Here is a 15,082-nt window from a genome sequence, read left to right on the forward strand (position 1 = left end):
AGGAGGCACATGCACCTCAAGCAGTGTTATCCAGCATAGCATAAATTGATTTGCCGAAATCCTCTACTATATTTTTGAAGTATGCAAAGTGGACATTTTATGGTTTATTATGCTTAATTGGGGTGTAACAACTTGATTTAAATAAATTCACGAGGCTATATAAAAAGCTATGTTGATAATCCAATGTTCTTTTTTACCTCTAAAATATCCTTTTTGAGTTCGACAAACATGTTCTTGATGGTGGTACTTTCTAGCTCTTCTGTTTTTTTGTCAGAACGTGCGATGCTACATTGGTACTCCCAAATTTCCAAAATATCAGATGCTTTGACCTCATACGGTGGATAGAAATAATTGTCTGAGGAAACCGTCAATGTATTTTGTTTGTTTGTGTTCAATCGCTTGTACACCATTCCTTCTGTTCGGGTGATGATGATGTAGGTTCTTCCACCTAATATTTCGCCCAATTGCTCTACATAGCGGCCCACAATGATATCGCCATTTTGGTGCGGTGGCATTGAATCACCTTCCACCGGAAAACCACGGTATTTACCCACGCCCAAAAACGGTAGCGAGATTTGCTGCAATTGCTCAATGTATTCGGGATCGGCATAGCCGTTAAGGTAACCCGCTTTTACTTTTTGTGTAACGACTTCGATACAGTTTTCGCCCATTTGATCCACTTGAATGGGTAGGACCAAGCGGTTGTTTTCGAGTTTAAGCAATTCATTGACATCAATTTTCCGAATATCAACAGACAGTAATAAGTCGATACTCATTTGATAATACTGAGCGATTTTCTTCAGAATTTCATACGGAGCTTCTGAGGTTCCATCTTCGTATTTTACATAGCGCCCCCTTGTAATCATAAGGCTTGTAGCTACTTTTTCTTGCGAGATATTGTGTCTCACTCGCAAGGCTCTAATATTATCTGAAAATAAGGACATAACGGCTTTGTTATAATTTGTAACAACAAATATAGTAAAAAATGTTCTAATCTGTGTTAAAATTTTTAATGGATATTATTTTTAGCATGAAGATACAGAGAGGTTTACAATTGGAGCCAAAGTTAATTTAGCACAACCGCTCAAAGATGCTAGGTTTTTGGGGTGGTGGCTAGGTTTTGCGTTACGCTAGAAAATGTTTCATCGCAAATCAATTCAAAATGATCATTGAAGTTATCGGATGGTTAAGTAGGGTAGAAGTATTTTTTATGATTGATTCTCATACTTCTGCCAAATTTGTTGCTTAATAATTGGCCTTTCGAAAATAAAAGTAGGGCCTATATATTTTTAAAAACAGATCGTTACGAAGTTTGTTTTTTTTCGAAAAGGAAACTGTTTTACGATTGCGTTAAGGTCGGTTGCAAATGATTTTTGGAACGGGTAATCACTGTACTTTTGACCCGAAAAAATAAAAGAAAGTAACACGTAAAGAATTAAATTATGAAAAAAGTAACCTTATCTCTTGTAGTTGTTTTATTGATGTGTACGGCATTTGTATCTGCAAGTTCAATGAAGCCGAAAAAAACGTACAGCAAAATATATAGCGAGTTAGCAACGCTATTGCAACCAAAATCGTATTACAACCAACTCGATGAAGCGACAGTGGTCAAAGTACGGTTTAGAATCAATGCAAGCAATGAAATTGTAGTGCTAGAAACCAATACAGACAATGACGAACTGAATGCTTTTATTATGGAAAGTTTGAATTATAAACGATTAAGCACAAATGAATTATCAAATGATACAGATTATATATTTGATATCAGCTTTCAGTCGTAAACTGAAATTTGTCCTTTAATCAAAAAAAATCCTAAGCTGTAGTAGTACTGCTTAGGATTTTTTGGTTTCTAAATAAATTTTATGTCGTTTAGATTTGCAACTATAGTCGTGGGTTGTATTTCCCACGGATCAAAAATACTTCCGTCTGTGCGTTGAACCCAAATGGTATTCAATCCGAAATAAGAGGCCCCAGTGATATCAAATGGATTGCTCGAAATCAACCAAGTATTTTCTATTTTTGATGCTGCCTCGGTGAGCAGGTGTGCATACACGACCGGACTAGGTTTGAACGATTGAACATCTTCAACGCTAACTACTTTGTCAAAAAGCTGTAGAATGTTTGCATTGGTTAGCAACTCAGTCAGCGCCCCTTTCGAACCATTTGAAAAAGCGATCAATTGACAATTTTCTTGTTTCAATCTTTGCAAAGTGGTTACTACGTCGCTAAAAACGGGTAGCTTTTTATACTCTTCAAGCAAAGTCTTCTTTTGATCTGCAGTTAATGGTGTTTTGTGTTTTAAACAAGCGTAGTCCAAAGCATTTGATGTGCAAACTGAAAAATCAACGTACGAATTCATTAAGCCACGCCTAAACGAGTACTCCAATTGCTTGTTTCGCCAAGTTTCCATCACAACATTTGCCTGTTCTTTTAGGTATGTTTGCAAGGTGGTCAAGACGTCTTCGGTATCGATCAAGGTGCCATAAATATCAAACGCGATTGTTTTTTGCATCGTTCTTATTTTTAGATTAAAAAAGACAAGATGCCGTAGTATCTTGCCTTTTCAGGGTATATGATTATTTTTTCCAAGCAAATTGTGCAAATGCAGGATCAACTGGAGTAGCTGCTACGTGGTTTACATAGTTACTAATTACTTTTTGAGACAATCCCAAAATTACTTCCAAAACATGTTTTTGCTCGTATCCTGCAGCATAAAATGCGTCAAGATCTGCTGTAGATACATAGCCACGGTCTCTTACCATTGCAAGTGTAAATACGTGTAATGCTTGTAATTTATCATTTGGCATAGCTGTTCTGTTACGCAATGCGTCAGTGATGGCAGCGTCTACCTTCATGCTGTGTGCAATCCCTGTATGTGCAGGTACGCAATAGTGACATTCGTGCTCAACATTGATCGTTTGCCATACAACCGTTAATTCGTCATTATTGAAAGATGAATTTACAAATAATTCGTGTAAAACTTGGTATCCTTCTAATATACTAGGTGATTCAGCCAAAACTCCGTGTAGGTTAGGAACCATTCCGTATGCTTTTAATGATTTTTCTAGTAATGCTTTACTTTTTTCTGGTGCAGACTCGATCGTGTGAATTTTTAATGTACTCATAATTATTGTTTTAATATTAATTTATTTATATAGCTAAGCATTCGCTTAGTTTTAGATTAAAAAAAAGGTTACAGATTCGTAAAAATCGTTTCAATGTAATCTTCTAATTGTTTTTCGTTCATCATTTTGCTAGACATTGACAAGCCCAACATGCAGCCGCCAAGATAGTTTGCTTGTTTCTCAATCATTTCAGGACTTTTATTAGCCTCTTGTGCTAAGTTTTTCTGAAATAAATCAATCACAAAACCAAAAAATAATAGTAATTCTTTTCGAATAACATCCTCTGGTTTATCAGCAATTTCATTGACTGTGTTGGTTACCAAACAGCCTTTGCGTAGTGTTCCTTCTTTCGAAAAAGGTAGAAAAGCATAAAAATAATCCTTTATACCTTGAATACCGTTGTTAGATTGTTCCAGAACATCAGTAATGGTTCTAATTTGCTTTTTGTAGGCTTTCAGACTTTCTAAAAAAACACCTTCTTTGTTTCCAAAACTAGCGTAAATTGAGAACTGATTGATACCCATTTCTTGCTCCAACATACGCACAGAAGTATTTTCGTAGCCATTGCGCCAAAATAGCGACATTGCTTTTTCGATTACTTCTTCTTCAATATATTGTTTCTTTCTAGCCATCTATTTCTTAACTACGGTACAAAGCTAAGCAAGTGCTTTGAAATAGAAAAATATTTTGGATAAGATTAACATTTTTCTTTTTGGTATCGAATGCATTGCTGCAGACAATATTCTTTCTAGTCTTTTATCGAAGGCTCGTTTTTCTTAGCTAGCATAAGAGTAGCATCTTTAAATATAACTTTAAAATAAAATTGTATAACTATAAGTTGAAGTGTCGAAATACCTTTATTTTTTTTAAACCAAACCATTATGACACTAGCCATAGCCATCGTTATAGGTGTTTTGCTAATTGCATTCGCCTTGTTTATTACCGAAAAGTTTACCGTTGATAAAACAGCATTTTTTATCTTGACGAGTTTGCTGGTGTTCGGAATCGTGACTCCCGAAGAAGCCGTTTCTGGATTTTCAGACAATGCGGTATTGACCATTCTATGTTTGATGATTATTGCCATCGGACTCGAAAAAAATGGCGTAGTCTCCTGGATGGTCCAAAAAATTATTCCGATTGTAAAATTACCTGTTTGGGTTTTTCTACCGCTTTTAATGATTACCGTTGGGTTTTTATCCTCATTTGTAGCCACAACTGCTGTTGTAATTGTATTTATTAAATTGGTAAACGAATTGGACAAATTGGGCAAGATTGATCGAGCTAGGGTATTGCTTCCTATTTCGTTTGCCGGAATTTTGGGTGGTAGTTGTACTTTGATGGGAACAAGTACCAACTTAATCGTTTCGGATATTTCGAGAAAAAGCGGCCTCGGAAGGTTTGGTTTTTTCGAATTCTCTGGCGCTGGAATTATTTTCTTACTCATATCTATTCCGATTATTTATTTTCTAGCGCAGTACTTTTTGCCAAAAACAGCCGCTGTGGAAGAGGATGGTCTTCACAATAAATTTGGCTATATCACCAGTGTGAAGATCAAAGAAGGTTCCAAATTAATTGGTAAAAAGCCGTATGAAACAGAGATTTGGCACGAAAATGATATGCGATTGATCAAAATTCAACGAGGAAAACGTCATTTGAAAGGGGATTTAAAGTCCGAAATTTTAGAAGAGAATGATATTTTGTGGCTCGACTTGACGATTGAGGACTTGACGGCACAAACAGAAAGTCTAGGATTGAATATTCTTGGGGTAGATCAAGATTTGATTGAGGAGCATTTTACCAATGAATATCATGAGGTTATCATTTTACCAAATTCGAGATTTATTAATATGTCTATCGAAAAGTTTAATGCGACCTTGCCCAATAATGTGTATGTGAAAGGGGTGAGTAGTACGGCCTATGATCGCCATCGTGGGAATTATTTGAATAAGTTCTTTTCGAAAAAATTCATAATTCCTGGTAATCGTGTATTATTGACAGGAAGTTTGAGCGAAATAAGAAAAATAGCCAACAATGATAATTTACTATTCGCTAATACAGTGATCACCAATCCGCACATTCCAAAATACAAGAAAATTATCTCTTTCTTGGCCATTGTTTTGGTAATAGTACTATCGGCAACCAATACTTTTTCGATATTAAAAAGTTGTTTGTTGGGTGTTGCGCTTTGCTTGTTTACGGGTTGTATTCAGCTCAAGGATGCGTATGCCGATATCAACTGGCAAGTAATATTTTTGCTTGCGGGCATGATACCGCTCGGAATTGCCATGAAAAACACGGGTACTGATATTTTTATGGCCAATCAGTTGTATTACGTTTTAAAGTCAGTACCGGCTTCGGTCACTATTTCGATCATTTTTGCCTTCACGATGTTAATGAGTGGTTTTGTATCCAACAATGCTACGGCGATAATTATTGTACCCATTGTTATTGCGGTGGCAGCCAAATTGGGACTCAATCCCAAACCGCTTTTGTATGCCGTAATGTTTGGTGCCAATTTTAGTTTTTATACGCCAATGGGCTACCAAACCAATGCAATTATTTACGGATTAGGAATTTACAAATTCAAACACTTTTTAATAATCGGTGGGGTTTTGTCACTAGTCTTGTTGGTTTTGGCTTCCTTTTTATTGCCTTACTTATATTTGTAGAGAATGACACAATTAGTACAACCAAAAATCCGGAAATCAATTGATTGTCCAGATTTTCTATTTTCATTATTCGATAAAAATAATAGATTCAATTAGTATACAAACTCCATCAAGCCAAAGCGATTGGGTTGGTGTACATCTTTTGAAATATCATAAATAGGAAATAGAGTAGAGGTGATACGGCGTTCGCCCTCGACTTCATTTCGATCTTGACGAATGGCCAAGAAAGCCCATTTGTTACCTTTTTGTACCGGCACAATTTCGCCCAAAAATCCAAAAGTAGCTAGTGGGATTTTTATTTCGAGTTGCCAACCCTTATCAATATCAGTATTGTTATTTACTGTTCCGTTGTAGTTCACGGCGGTCTCGTAGTCAGGATTAAACGTTTTTAGTGCAAGTTGTTTTTCTTGGTAATAATTATTGAAATATATAAAATCGTTAGCTGCTTTGTTGATGTTCAGCTCAATACCAAAATGAGTATTCAAACTATCCGGAACGGGAATGATAAATATTTCGCCACAGTCGTCAAGAAAAGGTTTTCCATCTCTTTTCGTTTCACGTGCAGTTAGGTATTTATCTTCAAAATCATAGAAGAGGTACAAATTCTCTTTGTCCCAAAGCATTCTAAAAGTCGTTTTTTGTTTGTCAGTTGGTTTTTCTACCTTATAAATGTAGTCAAATGTCCTGCTTTCGGTTTTTGACCAAATCTCTTCATCCATTTTTCCATCAATGGTGATGGCTTCAGAAGTATTTGAAACCTTAAAAATGGGTTGTTCGCCTAAAACTAATTTTTTTTCAGAGTCAGGAGTAGTTTCAGCATCCTTTTTTTTGTCACATGAAAATGTTACTAGAGCCAAGGAGGCGAGTATGCAAATTGCTATTTTGTTCATTTGGAGTAGTTATTGGTTTTTGTAGCTAATATAGTAAATTATCTTCTTACTTTAGTTGGAGTGTGCGCTATTTATGTGTACAAGCGAGACGCTATTATGGGTGGGTAAAAGTAAATTAACGAAATAGGATTTTTACTTTATCTCCAGATCAGCAATTATATTTCGAATACCTTCTTGATAAGTAGTCACCTTAAAATCGGGAAATTTGTTCTTAAATTTAGAAGATTCAAAAAGATTATCAATTGCATATCGAGGAAGCAATTCTTGCGTTTCTTGGATGTATTCATTAAAAAACGAACCCATCTTTAATGTAAACGAACTCAATATATCATACTTAATTTCTCTATTCAATTGATTTGAAATTTTAGCAATTATTCCTTTGTAGGTTAGTCGGTGATCATCGCAAGGTAGGTGCCAAGTCTGCCCATAAGTTTCTGGGTGATTGCCAATCAGCGCCATCGCCTTACTTGCATCGGGTGTGTAAATCAAAGTTCTCAAAACGCTGTCGTTCAAAAAGACTTTCGGTTTTTTATGCTGTTTTATTTTTTCAAAAATGAGCGAATTGGTAATACTTTTTGTTTTACCAGGACCGTAAAATTCAGGTGCTCTGCATATAACCGCCTCAATTTGTTTTTCTTTAATTGCTTGTAGTAAAAGTTCGGCAGCCATTTTTTTACCTTGTCCTTTTTTCCCTTCGGATGCTAATCTTGTATTTTCATTTTGAATTTTGCTGTCCTGAGCATAGGCATACGAATTGTCAAAATAAACCAGTTTGCACGTATTGATTTTACATGCATTAATCACATTTTGCATTATTATGAACCAATCCCGTAACCAAACATCAGATTTAAACGGAAGTCCGACAGTCAAATAGGCAATATCAGCATTAACCAAAGCCTCAATAACTTGATCAGCATTCAGTAAGTCACAGGTAAACAAAAGATCGTCTGGATTAACTTTTTTAGGATTTCGTCCGACTAACTTTATTTCATGTGTGTAATTGGCTCTCAATTCCTTTGCTAACTCTTCTCCAATGATTCCATTGGCTCCTAAAATTACCTGCATATTGTTTTATTTTTTAAATGAAATACTTTTAATTATGTTTGGTTATTAGGTTTTTGGGTATAAGTGGGAGGTTTGTGTTAAAAGGAGGTTTCATTACTTCGTCCGTTCGCTATCGCTCGGGTGTTGGCTTTTCAAGTCCAACGAAACCTTTGCTGTTGTAGGCAGTTTTTATTTTTTTTCAAGAACACTTGGACTTAAAACATCTTCTAAATTTCCAGTCTTTAGTAAATCTGTTATAGTTTTTTCAATACATTCTCTTGTAAGTTCTTTCACAAATAAATCTGGTGCAATTTGATATAAACCATTTAAATTTTCTCCACTTTTTTCATCAGTTTCTTTTACCGTTTCTAAAAACTTATAAGTCCATACATTTATTCCGTATTGTTTACCATTTGGCAAATCAACGCTAATATTGCAGAATTCATTTTTCATATCAGAATCTGTTAAATCTGCGTGTTCAAATTCAAGCCAAAGTTTAAAGTTAGTCATTAGATTTGATTAATTTGATATTCGGTTTATCGGTTCCAAAATTGCCTACAACATTTTCCGGCTTTGTTTCAGTGGCTTTGATTGAACACTGACCAAAGCAGATGTAGAATAAATTTCCGACTCATAGAGGTTTTTCCGAAGGAAAAACCAAGCCTAAGCCATTGAACAAAACCGGAGTTAGTAACTGGCTTTACTTCTTTTAATTCCTTATTTGATAAATTGCCTCTAGGAATTTTTCCTTTATACCTTTTTCATTTTTTTCAAGTTCTTTCAACACTCCTGCAATAATTATTTTTTCATTTGGTAATTTTTCAGAAGTTTTTGAATGAGCAATTATAAATGTTTCAGAAGTTTTTTCATCTCTCAATTCGTAAACGTCATAATTGTCAATCATTGGAATTAAAGTCAAAGTTGTTACTTTTCCAGTCATAATAGGAATTATAATAAAACCGTTAAAATCCGATTTTGAATCTATTAATTCAGGAACTCCAGTTAAAACCATATTTGAGGATAAAATTCCTTTTTCATTCACTTCAGAAGGAAGTAAATTTTGTGGTTTATACTTTAAATAATCTTTCTTTAAATTTTCGTCTAATTTTGAAATAATTATTTCTTTTTCGTTTTCTTTTAATTTTGAAATAGACAATTCTAAAAACAGTATCATTTTCTGTTTATCATTGAAAATTCCACCTAATTTTCCTAATTCTGCTTGACTAATTATTCCGTCTTCTGCTTTGGTGAGTAGGTTATAAAATCTTCCTCCATTGTCAAGGGAAATTATAGCTTTATCAATTTCATTATAAGGTTTTACTGTTTCCATTATTTTTTCTTTCGTGAGTTGGTTGTAGCTTGTTGCTAACGTCAGTCTGTGAAAAAACCTCCGTTTATTTCTCCAAATATAAGTAAATAATGAATGTAATAGAAAGAAAAGTTGTATATTTAAGTATGCAGCATATCACAGGAATACCGCGCAATCAACTGTTTTTTTCTAGTTTAGAGGAAACTATTTTGCCTAAGGGATTTGTAAAAATAAGGCATTATGGTTTTTTTGAGTAGCATCCCGAAAAAGCGGGACAGGATTTGGAAACGAGAGAAACTAAATATTTTACAAGAAAAACTAAAAGTCAAACCCCAAATAAAGGTAGCCAAGGAATCGAAAATCAGAAAGAGTCAATGCTGTAAAACAGGCAATTTGCACACCATTCTACTGTTTGACCAGCGAGGTCCGCCTGTTTGGTATCTTGGCAGTAGCCACAAATTACCTGTCTGTAAAAACTAGTTTTATGGGTAGGGCAACGTGTGCGATAATGTGAAGGAAAACACAATGAAACCAGCTTAATGTACACCTCAAAAAAAAAGAGGACGCTTTGTCCTCTTAAATAACCTAAACTTGTTTATCGATATCCCCATAGTGGCGGAAGTAGAGCGGTGAGCCTGTCCTGAGCGATAGCCGAAGGGTTCAACCGCGGTTTCATTGTTGGCTTTTCAAGCCCAACGAAACCTTAGCTGTTATATGCTGTTTCTTCTTCGACTTTTAGCAACTTTATTTTATTTTTTTCAAGTAAAAACTTTTATTTTTGAAGCTTCCTTTTTCCACAATATACATTCTATTTCCAATAATTTTCAAATTCATAGTATCTGCAGGAAAACCTGTTTCTGTTTGATAAAAGTAACAAATTATTTTTTCACCTTCTTGTTTCCAGCTTCCTTTAGAGTCAATTCGGATTGTATGAATTTCATTTTTCTCAACAGTATGGTTTGAGTCGATTTTTATTTGAAGTAACGCACTTTTGTCAGTTGAATATCCAGTATTATATATTCCATAAATGCTTCTATTGCATGAAACGAAAAAGAGTAAAGAAGTAATAATAATAGGAATTTTAAATTTCATTTTTCTTTTGAATGTTTAGGTTTTCAGAAATGGCATATAACGTCAGTCTGTGAAAAAACTTCCGTTTACTTCTCCCAAATATACTTAAATAATTAAAGTACTCGACAGAAAAGTTGTATAGATAACTATGCAACACATTACTGGGCTTCCACCCAATCAGCTATTTTATTCTAGTTTGGAGGGAACTATTTTGCCTAAGAGTTTTGTAAAAATAAGGCATTATGGCTTTTTGAGTAGCAATTGGAAGCGAGAGAAATTAAAGGTTTTACAAGAAAAACTAAAAGTTAAACCCCAAATAAAGGTAGCCAAGGAATCTAAAATCAGAAAGTGTCAATGCTGTAAAACGGGCAATTTGCACACAATTCTAATGTTCGACCAGCGAGGTCCGCCTGTTTGGTATCTTGGCGGTAGCCACAAATTACCTGCCTGCAAAAACTAGTTTGTGGGTTGGGCAACGTATGTGATGATGTGAAGGAAAATACAATGAAACCAGTCTATTTACGGCTCAAAAAAAAAGAGGGCGCTTTGTTCTCTTAAATTACCTAAACTTGTTTATCGATATCCCCATAGTGTCGGAAGTAGAGCGGTTCCGTTCAACCGCGGTTTCATTGTTGGCTTTTCAAGCCCAACGAAACCTTTGCTGTTACCAGAAGTACATTTATTCGCCAAGTAATTCTTCCACTTCTTTTTGCAAAACAGGTAAATTTCTAATTACAATTCCCCAAATTACATCATCAGAAACTGAGTCATATCCGTGAATAATTCTATTTCTAACATCTACAATCTTTCTTGAGTTCGAAATTACAATTTCGTTATCAAGTTTCAGAATTCGGTTCACTGCTTCACCAATTATTTCAATATTTCTTTCAACAGCTCTTTTTGTTCTTAAATCATTTTGGTAAACCTCAAATAATTTTGGAGTATCAATATAATAGCTTTCAATTTCATTGATAGAACTTAAAATATCATAAAGCCAAGTTTTAATATTATTGTCCATAAATCAACTGTTTTTTTTGATTTATAGTTTTTCTAAAAAAAGGATTTTTTATTGCTTTTTCCTCAAGTAAATCGACACTTCGTTTGAAAATATTTTCTAAAGAAAATTTTAAATCATAATAATTATCTCCATAATCTAGAACATCTAATTGTTGGAAATCTACAATCAGATCAATATCACTTTCGGCATTAAATTTATCATTTAAAACTGAACCAAAAGCATATAGTGATTTAACTTTATGTGATTTACATAAGTTTAAAATGTCTTTTATATGACTCTCAATTAAATTCATTTTTATCTATTTTTTTTATAAAAGTAATGAAAAGAAATTTAGTTGTATAATTTATTGTGAACTTCCGCAATTTTGGGCGTATTTCTGGTAACTCTCTAATATACGCAACTCTATTAATTGAAATATGATTAAAGTATTGATTTTTTGTTATTTAATCCTGATAACATAAAAAAACACATTGCGTTTTTTCATGTTGTCATTTGTTGTTTTTTTTAGTATCCTTCAAAAATAAGAAAAATTGTAATATAAGTTAACCAAAGAAGTAATTGTTTTTAAATACTTTTCGTATAAAATCGAGAATCAATTTTGGAAATTATCAATTTTAATTTTTACCAATAAAAAAAGCATTTAACCTCTTTTTAAATAGAGATTAAACGCTTTCTAAATTATATAAAAAAGCAATCTATCGAATCGCTTTCACAAATTCGGAAATTTTACCAGTTCCTTCTTCGGTTAAATGTTTGATGAAGGCACTACCTATGATTGCACCTTTTGCGTATTGTGTGGCTTGGTTGAAGGTTGCTGCATTGTTGATTCCGAAACCTACAATTTGTTGGTTTTTGAGGTTCATGTCGGCGATGCGTTTGAAATAGTCTTCTTGTGTGCTACCAAATCCAGATTGCGATCCTGTTACACTTGCTGAACTTACCATATAGATAAAACCATTGGATACACTATCGATAAAGCGAATACGCTCATCGGACGTTTGTGGCGTAATCAAGAATACGTTTCGTAAACCGTGTTTTTCAAAAATGGCTTGGTATTCATCAGCGTATACATCTACGGGAAGATCGGGAATGATAAGACCATCTATGCCAACTTCGGCACATTTGGTACAAAATTCTTCTATACCATATTGCAACATAGGGTTAAAATACCCCATGATGATCAACGGAATGCTTACTGTTTTGCGAATGTCTTTTAACTGCTCAAAAAGTACTTCGGTGGTCATACCGTTGTGCAAAGCAACAGACGAACTTTCTTGAATCGTAGGTCCATCGGCCAAAGGATCGCTAAAGGGTAAACCGATTTCGATTAGGTCAACACCATTTTTCTCTAGATCTTCAATGATCGAAACGGTATCGGTTAGGTTGGGGTATCCAGCTGAAAAATAGATGGATAGTATTTTTTTGTCTTCTTGTAATTTTTGTTCTATTCTGTTCATGGTGTTCTTTTTGTCAAATAAGGATGGGAAGCAAGTCGTTTAATTGGTTGCGGTAAAGGCCCACGCAATTTGATTAGACTCTAGCAAGACTTCCATACGTTTGTAATGTACTCCTTCATAGGTGTCAGCCATCAATAATTCTTCGTCGGTGATTTCATAAAGCAACCCTTTGATTACGTCTTCACGTTTTTCTGTTGAGGTAATGATAGGGTAGGACGCCATACCAAATTCTTCTTCGATTTCAATTTTGGTAACGGTGTAGCCAATCAAAGAATCGGGAGTTCCTTTTAGAGAGCGTCCGAATATATTTTGTTGAATATCTGTTTCTTGTAAGGATCCGTATGCGAATAATTTTGCCATTGTAATGTTTTTTTAGTTCAAGTTCATTGTTGTTGCTTCCGCGTTTGTTATGCTCCCGAACGAGCGGGAAGCATCCTTTTTTAGGACTTATTTTGCCCCAAAAAAGATATAGCGAACAGCCCACGCACTCCAAATAAATCGGAATTATGCGGGAAAGCTCAACTACAATTTAAAATAATCGATATAAGTTTCTAAGTCTTTGTCTCCACGACCAGAAAGGCAAATAATGACAATATCTTCGGGTTTAAATTTTTTCTCTTTTAGTACAGCCAAAGCGTGTGAGGTTTCGATTGCCGGAATAATTCCTTCCATTTGTGCCAGTTCATACCCGGCTTTCATAGCGTCGTCATCTGTAATCGAATAAAACTCGCCACGTCCTGAGGTAGCCAAATGAGAGTGCATAGGACCAACTCCTGGATAATCAAGACCTGCAGAAATAGAATACGGCTCAGTGATTTGACCGTCTGGCGATTGCATCAATAAGGTTTTACATCCATGAATGACACCCACTTTTCCGAGTTTACTGGTTGCAGCACTATGACCGCTGTTGACGCCTTTTCCGGCTGCTTCTACAGCTATAATTCCAACTTCTGGCTCGTGCAAAAAGTGGTAGTAAGTTCCGGCAGCGTTGCTTCCGCCACCAATACAAGCAACTACATAATCAGGATTTTCGCGTCCTTCATGTTCTTTTAACTGCCATTTTATTTCTTCGGATATGATGCTTTGAAAACGAGTTACCATATCGGGATAAGGGTGTGGCCCAATCGCCGAACCGATGATGTAATGTGTGTCTACAGGATTATTGATCCAGTCACGAATGGCCTCATTGGTAGCATCTTTCAAAGTACGAGAACCCGATAAAGCGGGACGAACCTCTGCACCCAACATTTTCATACGTGCCACGTTTGGCGCTTGACGTTTGATGTCAATTTCGCCCATGTACACAATACACTCCATGCCCATAAGCGCGCATACGGTAGCGGTTGCCACCCCGTGTTGACCCGCACCAGTCTCAGCAATAATACGGCTTTTGCCTAGTTTTTTAGCCACTAGAATCTGCCCAATCGTGTTGTTGATTTTGTGTGCTCCGGTATGATTTAAATCTTCTCTTTTCAGGTAGATTTTGGTGTTGTACTTCTCAGACAAGCGCTTAGCGAAGTACAGTGGGCTAGGGCGCCCAACATAATCTTTTAGTAATTGGTCAAACTCTGCTTTGAACCCCGGTTCTGCCGTAATTTTAAGGTAGTTTTGACGTAATTCTTCTACGTTTGGATATAGCATTTCGGGGATGTAAGCACCACCAAATTCGCCATAATACCCTCTTTCGTCTACGTTATATGATGCCATTTTCTTGTTTGTGTTATGAGATGCGATAGATCGCCTCTTTATTTTAATGTGAAGAGACTTTGTAAGGCCTCTATATTTTTTAATCCTGGTTCTATTTCAAATTTACTATTCAGGTCAATGGCATGAATGGGTAAATTAGTTTTCATTATTTCACTTACATCCTCCATTTCGTCCAATCCAATGCCGCCACTTAAGAAGAAAGGCTTGGTAGAAGGGTAGTTTTTGAGTACTGTCCAATCAAATGTGCTTCCGTTTCCGCCAGGGAGCTTCCCTTTTGTGTCAAAAAGGAAGTAGTCACACACTGATTCATAAGGGTTTAATACCTCAAAGTTAAAGTCGTCTAAGATAGAAAAAACTTTAATAATTTCTATCCTGTTTTTTAATTTGCTTCGTAATTCGCTACAAAATGCTACAGATTCTTTTCCGTGCAATTGTACGGCTTGCAAATCGTGTTGGCTTACTTTCGCTAGAATACCTTCAACGGTTTCGTTAACAAAGACCCCTGTTTTCTTGATACTCTCAGGCAACTTTGGAATCACACCATCAAAATACCGAGCAGAACGTTCCCAAAATATAAATCCCATGTAATCGGGTAGGAGTGTCGCTAACTCAAGTATGTTGTCAGGGTATTTCATGCCGCAGACTTTTATCTTCATAATTTATGGCTTTTAGCGGTTGGCTTTTAGCTTTTGGCAATTTGCCCTTTGCTAAAAATATTTTTATTGTATTCAGATGGGAGGCTAAAAGCTATGAGCCAATAGCCAATAGCTCATCTACAAATTCTTTCATGGC

The 15,082-nt window shown here is 35.4% G+C and carries 17 protein-coding genes and 2 pseudogenes; 4 read left to right on the plus strand and 15 right to left on the minus strand.

Annotated features, from left to right (window positions below; all coding sequences use genetic code 11):
• Positions 1–167 precede the first annotated feature (167 nt).
• Entirely contained in the window at positions 168–944 is a 777-nt protein-coding gene (locus tag FFWV33_RS11700; protein WP_108741062.1) for an XRE family transcriptional regulator, read from the minus strand.
• A 498-nt stretch (positions 945–1,442) separates the two neighbouring features.
• Here FFWV33_RS11700 and FFWV33_RS11705 point away from each other — a divergent pair, with 498 nt between their 5' ends.
• Entirely contained in the window at positions 1,443–1,781 is a 339-nt protein-coding gene (locus tag FFWV33_RS11705) for a hypothetical protein (RefSeq protein ID WP_159086012.1), read from the plus strand.
• 68 nt (positions 1,782–1,849) lie between these two features.
• Here the strand turns inward: FFWV33_RS11705 and FFWV33_RS11710 are convergent, their stop codons facing one another.
• From FFWV33_RS11710 to FFWV33_RS11720, 3 genes are all read right to left on the minus strand, one after another.
• Complete coding sequence (locus FFWV33_RS11710) at positions 1,850–2,512, minus strand: haloacid dehalogenase type II (RefSeq protein WP_108741064.1); 663 nt, start codon at positions 2,510–2,512, stop codon at positions 1,850–1,852.
• Positions 2,513–2,576: 64 nt separating this feature from the next.
• Positions 2,577–3,125, minus strand: coding sequence for a carboxymuconolactone decarboxylase family protein (locus FFWV33_RS11715; protein WP_108741065.1), 549 nt, complete (start codon positions 3,123–3,125; stop codon positions 2,577–2,579).
• Positions 3,126–3,193: 68 nt separating this feature from the next.
• Positions 3,194–3,757, minus strand: a complete 564-nt coding sequence (locus FFWV33_RS11720) for a TetR/AcrR family transcriptional regulator (protein ID WP_108741066.1) — start codon at positions 3,755–3,757, stop codon at positions 3,194–3,196.
• Between the two features lie 249 nt (positions 3,758–4,006).
• Between FFWV33_RS11720 and FFWV33_RS11725 the strand changes: the two genes are divergently transcribed.
• Positions 4,007–5,794: an SLC13 family permease gene (locus tag FFWV33_RS11725; RefSeq protein WP_108741067.1), complete on the plus strand. Its 1,788-nt coding sequence runs from the start codon at positions 4,007–4,009 to the stop codon at positions 5,792–5,794.
• 92 nt (positions 5,795–5,886) lie between these two features.
• On the opposite strand, the gene FFWV33_RS11730 is transcribed toward FFWV33_RS11725, so the two are convergent.
• From FFWV33_RS11730 to FFWV33_RS11745, 4 genes are all read right to left on the minus strand, one after another.
• Entirely contained in the window at positions 5,887–6,684 is a 798-nt protein-coding gene (locus FFWV33_RS11730) for a carbohydrate-binding family 9-like protein (protein WP_108741068.1), read from the minus strand.
• 132 nt (positions 6,685–6,816) lie between these two features.
• Positions 6,817–7,749, minus strand: a complete 933-nt coding sequence (locus FFWV33_RS11735; RefSeq protein WP_108741069.1) for an NAD-dependent epimerase/dehydratase family protein — start codon at positions 7,747–7,749, stop codon at positions 6,817–6,819.
• A 168-nt stretch (positions 7,750–7,917) separates the two neighbouring features.
• A complete protein-coding gene (locus tag FFWV33_RS11740; protein ID WP_245891495.1) occupies positions 7,918–8,181 on the minus strand; it encodes a hypothetical protein in 264 nt (87 codons plus the stop codon).
• A gap of 256 nt (positions 8,182–8,437) precedes the next feature.
• On the minus strand, positions 8,438–9,058 hold the full coding sequence (locus FFWV33_RS11745; protein WP_108741071.1) for a hypothetical protein: 621 nt from the start codon (positions 9,056–9,058) through the stop codon (positions 8,438–8,440).
• Between the two features lie 185 nt (positions 9,059–9,243).
• On the opposite strand from FFWV33_RS11745, the pseudogene FFWV33_RS19525 reads away from it, so the two are divergent.
• Positions 9,244–9,517 (plus strand): annotated as a pseudogene (locus FFWV33_RS19525) (IS91 family transposase); the annotation flags it as partial.
• A 264-nt stretch (positions 9,518–9,781) separates the two neighbouring features.
• Here FFWV33_RS19525 and FFWV33_RS11755 read toward each other — a convergent pair.
• Positions 9,782–10,129 (minus strand): hypothetical protein, encoded by a 348-nt coding sequence (locus FFWV33_RS11755; protein ID WP_108741072.1) that lies wholly within the window; start codon positions 10,127–10,129, stop codon positions 9,782–9,784.
• A 187-nt stretch (positions 10,130–10,316) separates the two neighbouring features.
• On the opposite strand from FFWV33_RS11755, the pseudogene FFWV33_RS19530 reads away from it, so the two are divergent.
• A pseudogene (locus tag FFWV33_RS19530) lies at positions 10,317–10,568 on the plus strand (IS91 family transposase); the annotation flags it as partial.
• A gap of 219 nt (positions 10,569–10,787) precedes the next feature.
• Here FFWV33_RS19530 and FFWV33_RS11770 read toward each other — a convergent pair.
• From FFWV33_RS11770 to FFWV33_RS11795, 6 genes are all read right to left on the minus strand, one after another.
• Entirely contained in the window at positions 10,788–11,126 is a 339-nt protein-coding gene (locus tag FFWV33_RS11770; RefSeq protein ID WP_108741074.1) for a HepT-like ribonuclease domain-containing protein, read from the minus strand.
• A complete protein-coding gene (locus tag FFWV33_RS11775) occupies positions 11,116–11,418 on the minus strand; it encodes a nucleotidyltransferase family protein (protein WP_073022160.1) in 303 nt (100 codons plus the stop codon). Before FFWV33_RS11775 ends, FFWV33_RS11770 begins: the two co-directional genes overlap by 11 nt.
• A 403-nt stretch (positions 11,419–11,821) precedes the next feature.
• Positions 11,822–12,583: a tryptophan synthase subunit alpha gene (trpA, locus tag FFWV33_RS11780; RefSeq protein WP_108741075.1), complete on the minus strand. Its 762-nt coding sequence runs from the start codon at positions 12,581–12,583 to the stop codon at positions 11,822–11,824.
• A gap of 39 nt (positions 12,584–12,622) precedes the next feature.
• A complete protein-coding gene (locus tag FFWV33_RS11785) occupies positions 12,623–12,943 on the minus strand; it encodes a gamma-glutamylcyclotransferase family protein (RefSeq protein ID WP_108741076.1) in 321 nt (106 codons plus the stop codon).
• Between the two features lie 162 nt (positions 12,944–13,105).
• Positions 13,106–14,290 (minus strand): tryptophan synthase subunit beta, encoded by a 1,185-nt coding sequence (gene trpB / locus FFWV33_RS11790; RefSeq protein WP_108741077.1) that lies wholly within the window; start codon positions 14,288–14,290, stop codon positions 13,106–13,108.
• Positions 14,291–14,328: 38 nt separating this feature from the next.
• The gene (locus FFWV33_RS11795; protein WP_108741078.1) at positions 14,329–14,946 is read right to left on the minus strand and encodes a phosphoribosylanthranilate isomerase; all 618 of its coding nucleotides are present in this window, start codon (positions 14,944–14,946) and stop codon (positions 14,329–14,331) included.
• Positions 14,947–15,082: the final 136 nt, after the last annotated feature.

The sequence above is a fragment of the Flavobacterium faecale genome, from assembly GCF_003076455.1.
In the GTDB taxonomy this organism is placed as follows: domain Bacteria; phylum Bacteroidota; class Bacteroidia; order Flavobacteriales; family Flavobacteriaceae; genus Flavobacterium; species Flavobacterium faecale.

Excerpts from the sequence above, each read along its gene's own strand:
- FFWV33_RS11700 (WP_108741062.1), bottom strand. The coding sequence starts at position 944 with ATGTCCTTATTTTCAGATAATATTAGAGCCTTGCGAGTGAGACACAAT.
- FFWV33_RS11705 (WP_159086012.1), top strand. The coding sequence starts at position 1,443 with ATGAAAAAAGTAACCTTATCTCTTGTAGTTGTTTTATTGATGTGTACG.
- FFWV33_RS11710 (WP_108741064.1), bottom strand. The coding sequence starts at position 2,512 with ATGCAAAAAACAATCGCGTTTGATATTTATGGCACCTTGATCGATACC.
- FFWV33_RS11715 (WP_108741065.1), bottom strand. The coding sequence starts at position 3,125 with ATGAGTACATTAAAAATTCACACGATCGAGTCTGCACCAGAAAAAAGT.
- FFWV33_RS11720 (WP_108741066.1), bottom strand. The coding sequence starts at position 3,757 with ATGGCTAGAAAGAAACAATATATTGAAGAAGAAGTAATCGAAAAAGCA.
- FFWV33_RS11725 (WP_108741067.1), top strand. The coding sequence starts at position 4,007 with ATGACACTAGCCATAGCCATCGTTATAGGTGTTTTGCTAATTGCATTC.
- FFWV33_RS11730 (WP_108741068.1), bottom strand. The coding sequence starts at position 6,684 with ATGAACAAAATAGCAATTTGCATACTCGCCTCCTTGGCTCTAGTAACA.
- FFWV33_RS11735 (WP_108741069.1), bottom strand. The coding sequence starts at position 7,749 with ATGCAGGTAATTTTAGGAGCCAATGGAATCATTGGAGAAGAGTTAGCA.
- FFWV33_RS11740 (WP_245891495.1), bottom strand. The coding sequence starts at position 8,181 with ATGAAAAATGAATTCTGCAATATTAGCGTTGATTTGCCAAATGGTAAA.
- FFWV33_RS11745 (WP_108741071.1), bottom strand. The coding sequence starts at position 9,058 with ATGGAAACAGTAAAACCTTATAATGAAATTGATAAAGCTATAATTTCC.
- FFWV33_RS11755 (WP_108741072.1), bottom strand. The coding sequence starts at position 10,129 with ATGAAATTTAAAATTCCTATTATTATTACTTCTTTACTCTTTTTCGTT.
- FFWV33_RS11770 (WP_108741074.1), bottom strand. The coding sequence starts at position 11,126 with ATGGACAATAATATTAAAACTTGGCTTTATGATATTTTAAGTTCTATC.
- FFWV33_RS11775 (WP_073022160.1), bottom strand. The coding sequence starts at position 11,418 with ATGAATTTAATTGAGAGTCATATAAAAGACATTTTAAACTTATGTAAA.
- trpA (WP_108741075.1), bottom strand. The coding sequence starts at position 12,583 with ATGAACAGAATAGAACAAAAATTACAAGAAGACAAAAAAATACTATCC.
- FFWV33_RS11785 (WP_108741076.1), bottom strand. The coding sequence starts at position 12,943 with ATGGCAAAATTATTCGCATACGGATCCTTACAAGAAACAGATATTCAA.
- trpB (WP_108741077.1), bottom strand. The coding sequence starts at position 14,290 with ATGGCATCATATAACGTAGACGAAAGAGGGTATTATGGCGAATTTGGT.
- FFWV33_RS11795 (WP_108741078.1), bottom strand. The coding sequence starts at position 14,946 with ATGAAGATAAAAGTCTGCGGCATGAAATACCCTGACAACATACTTGAG.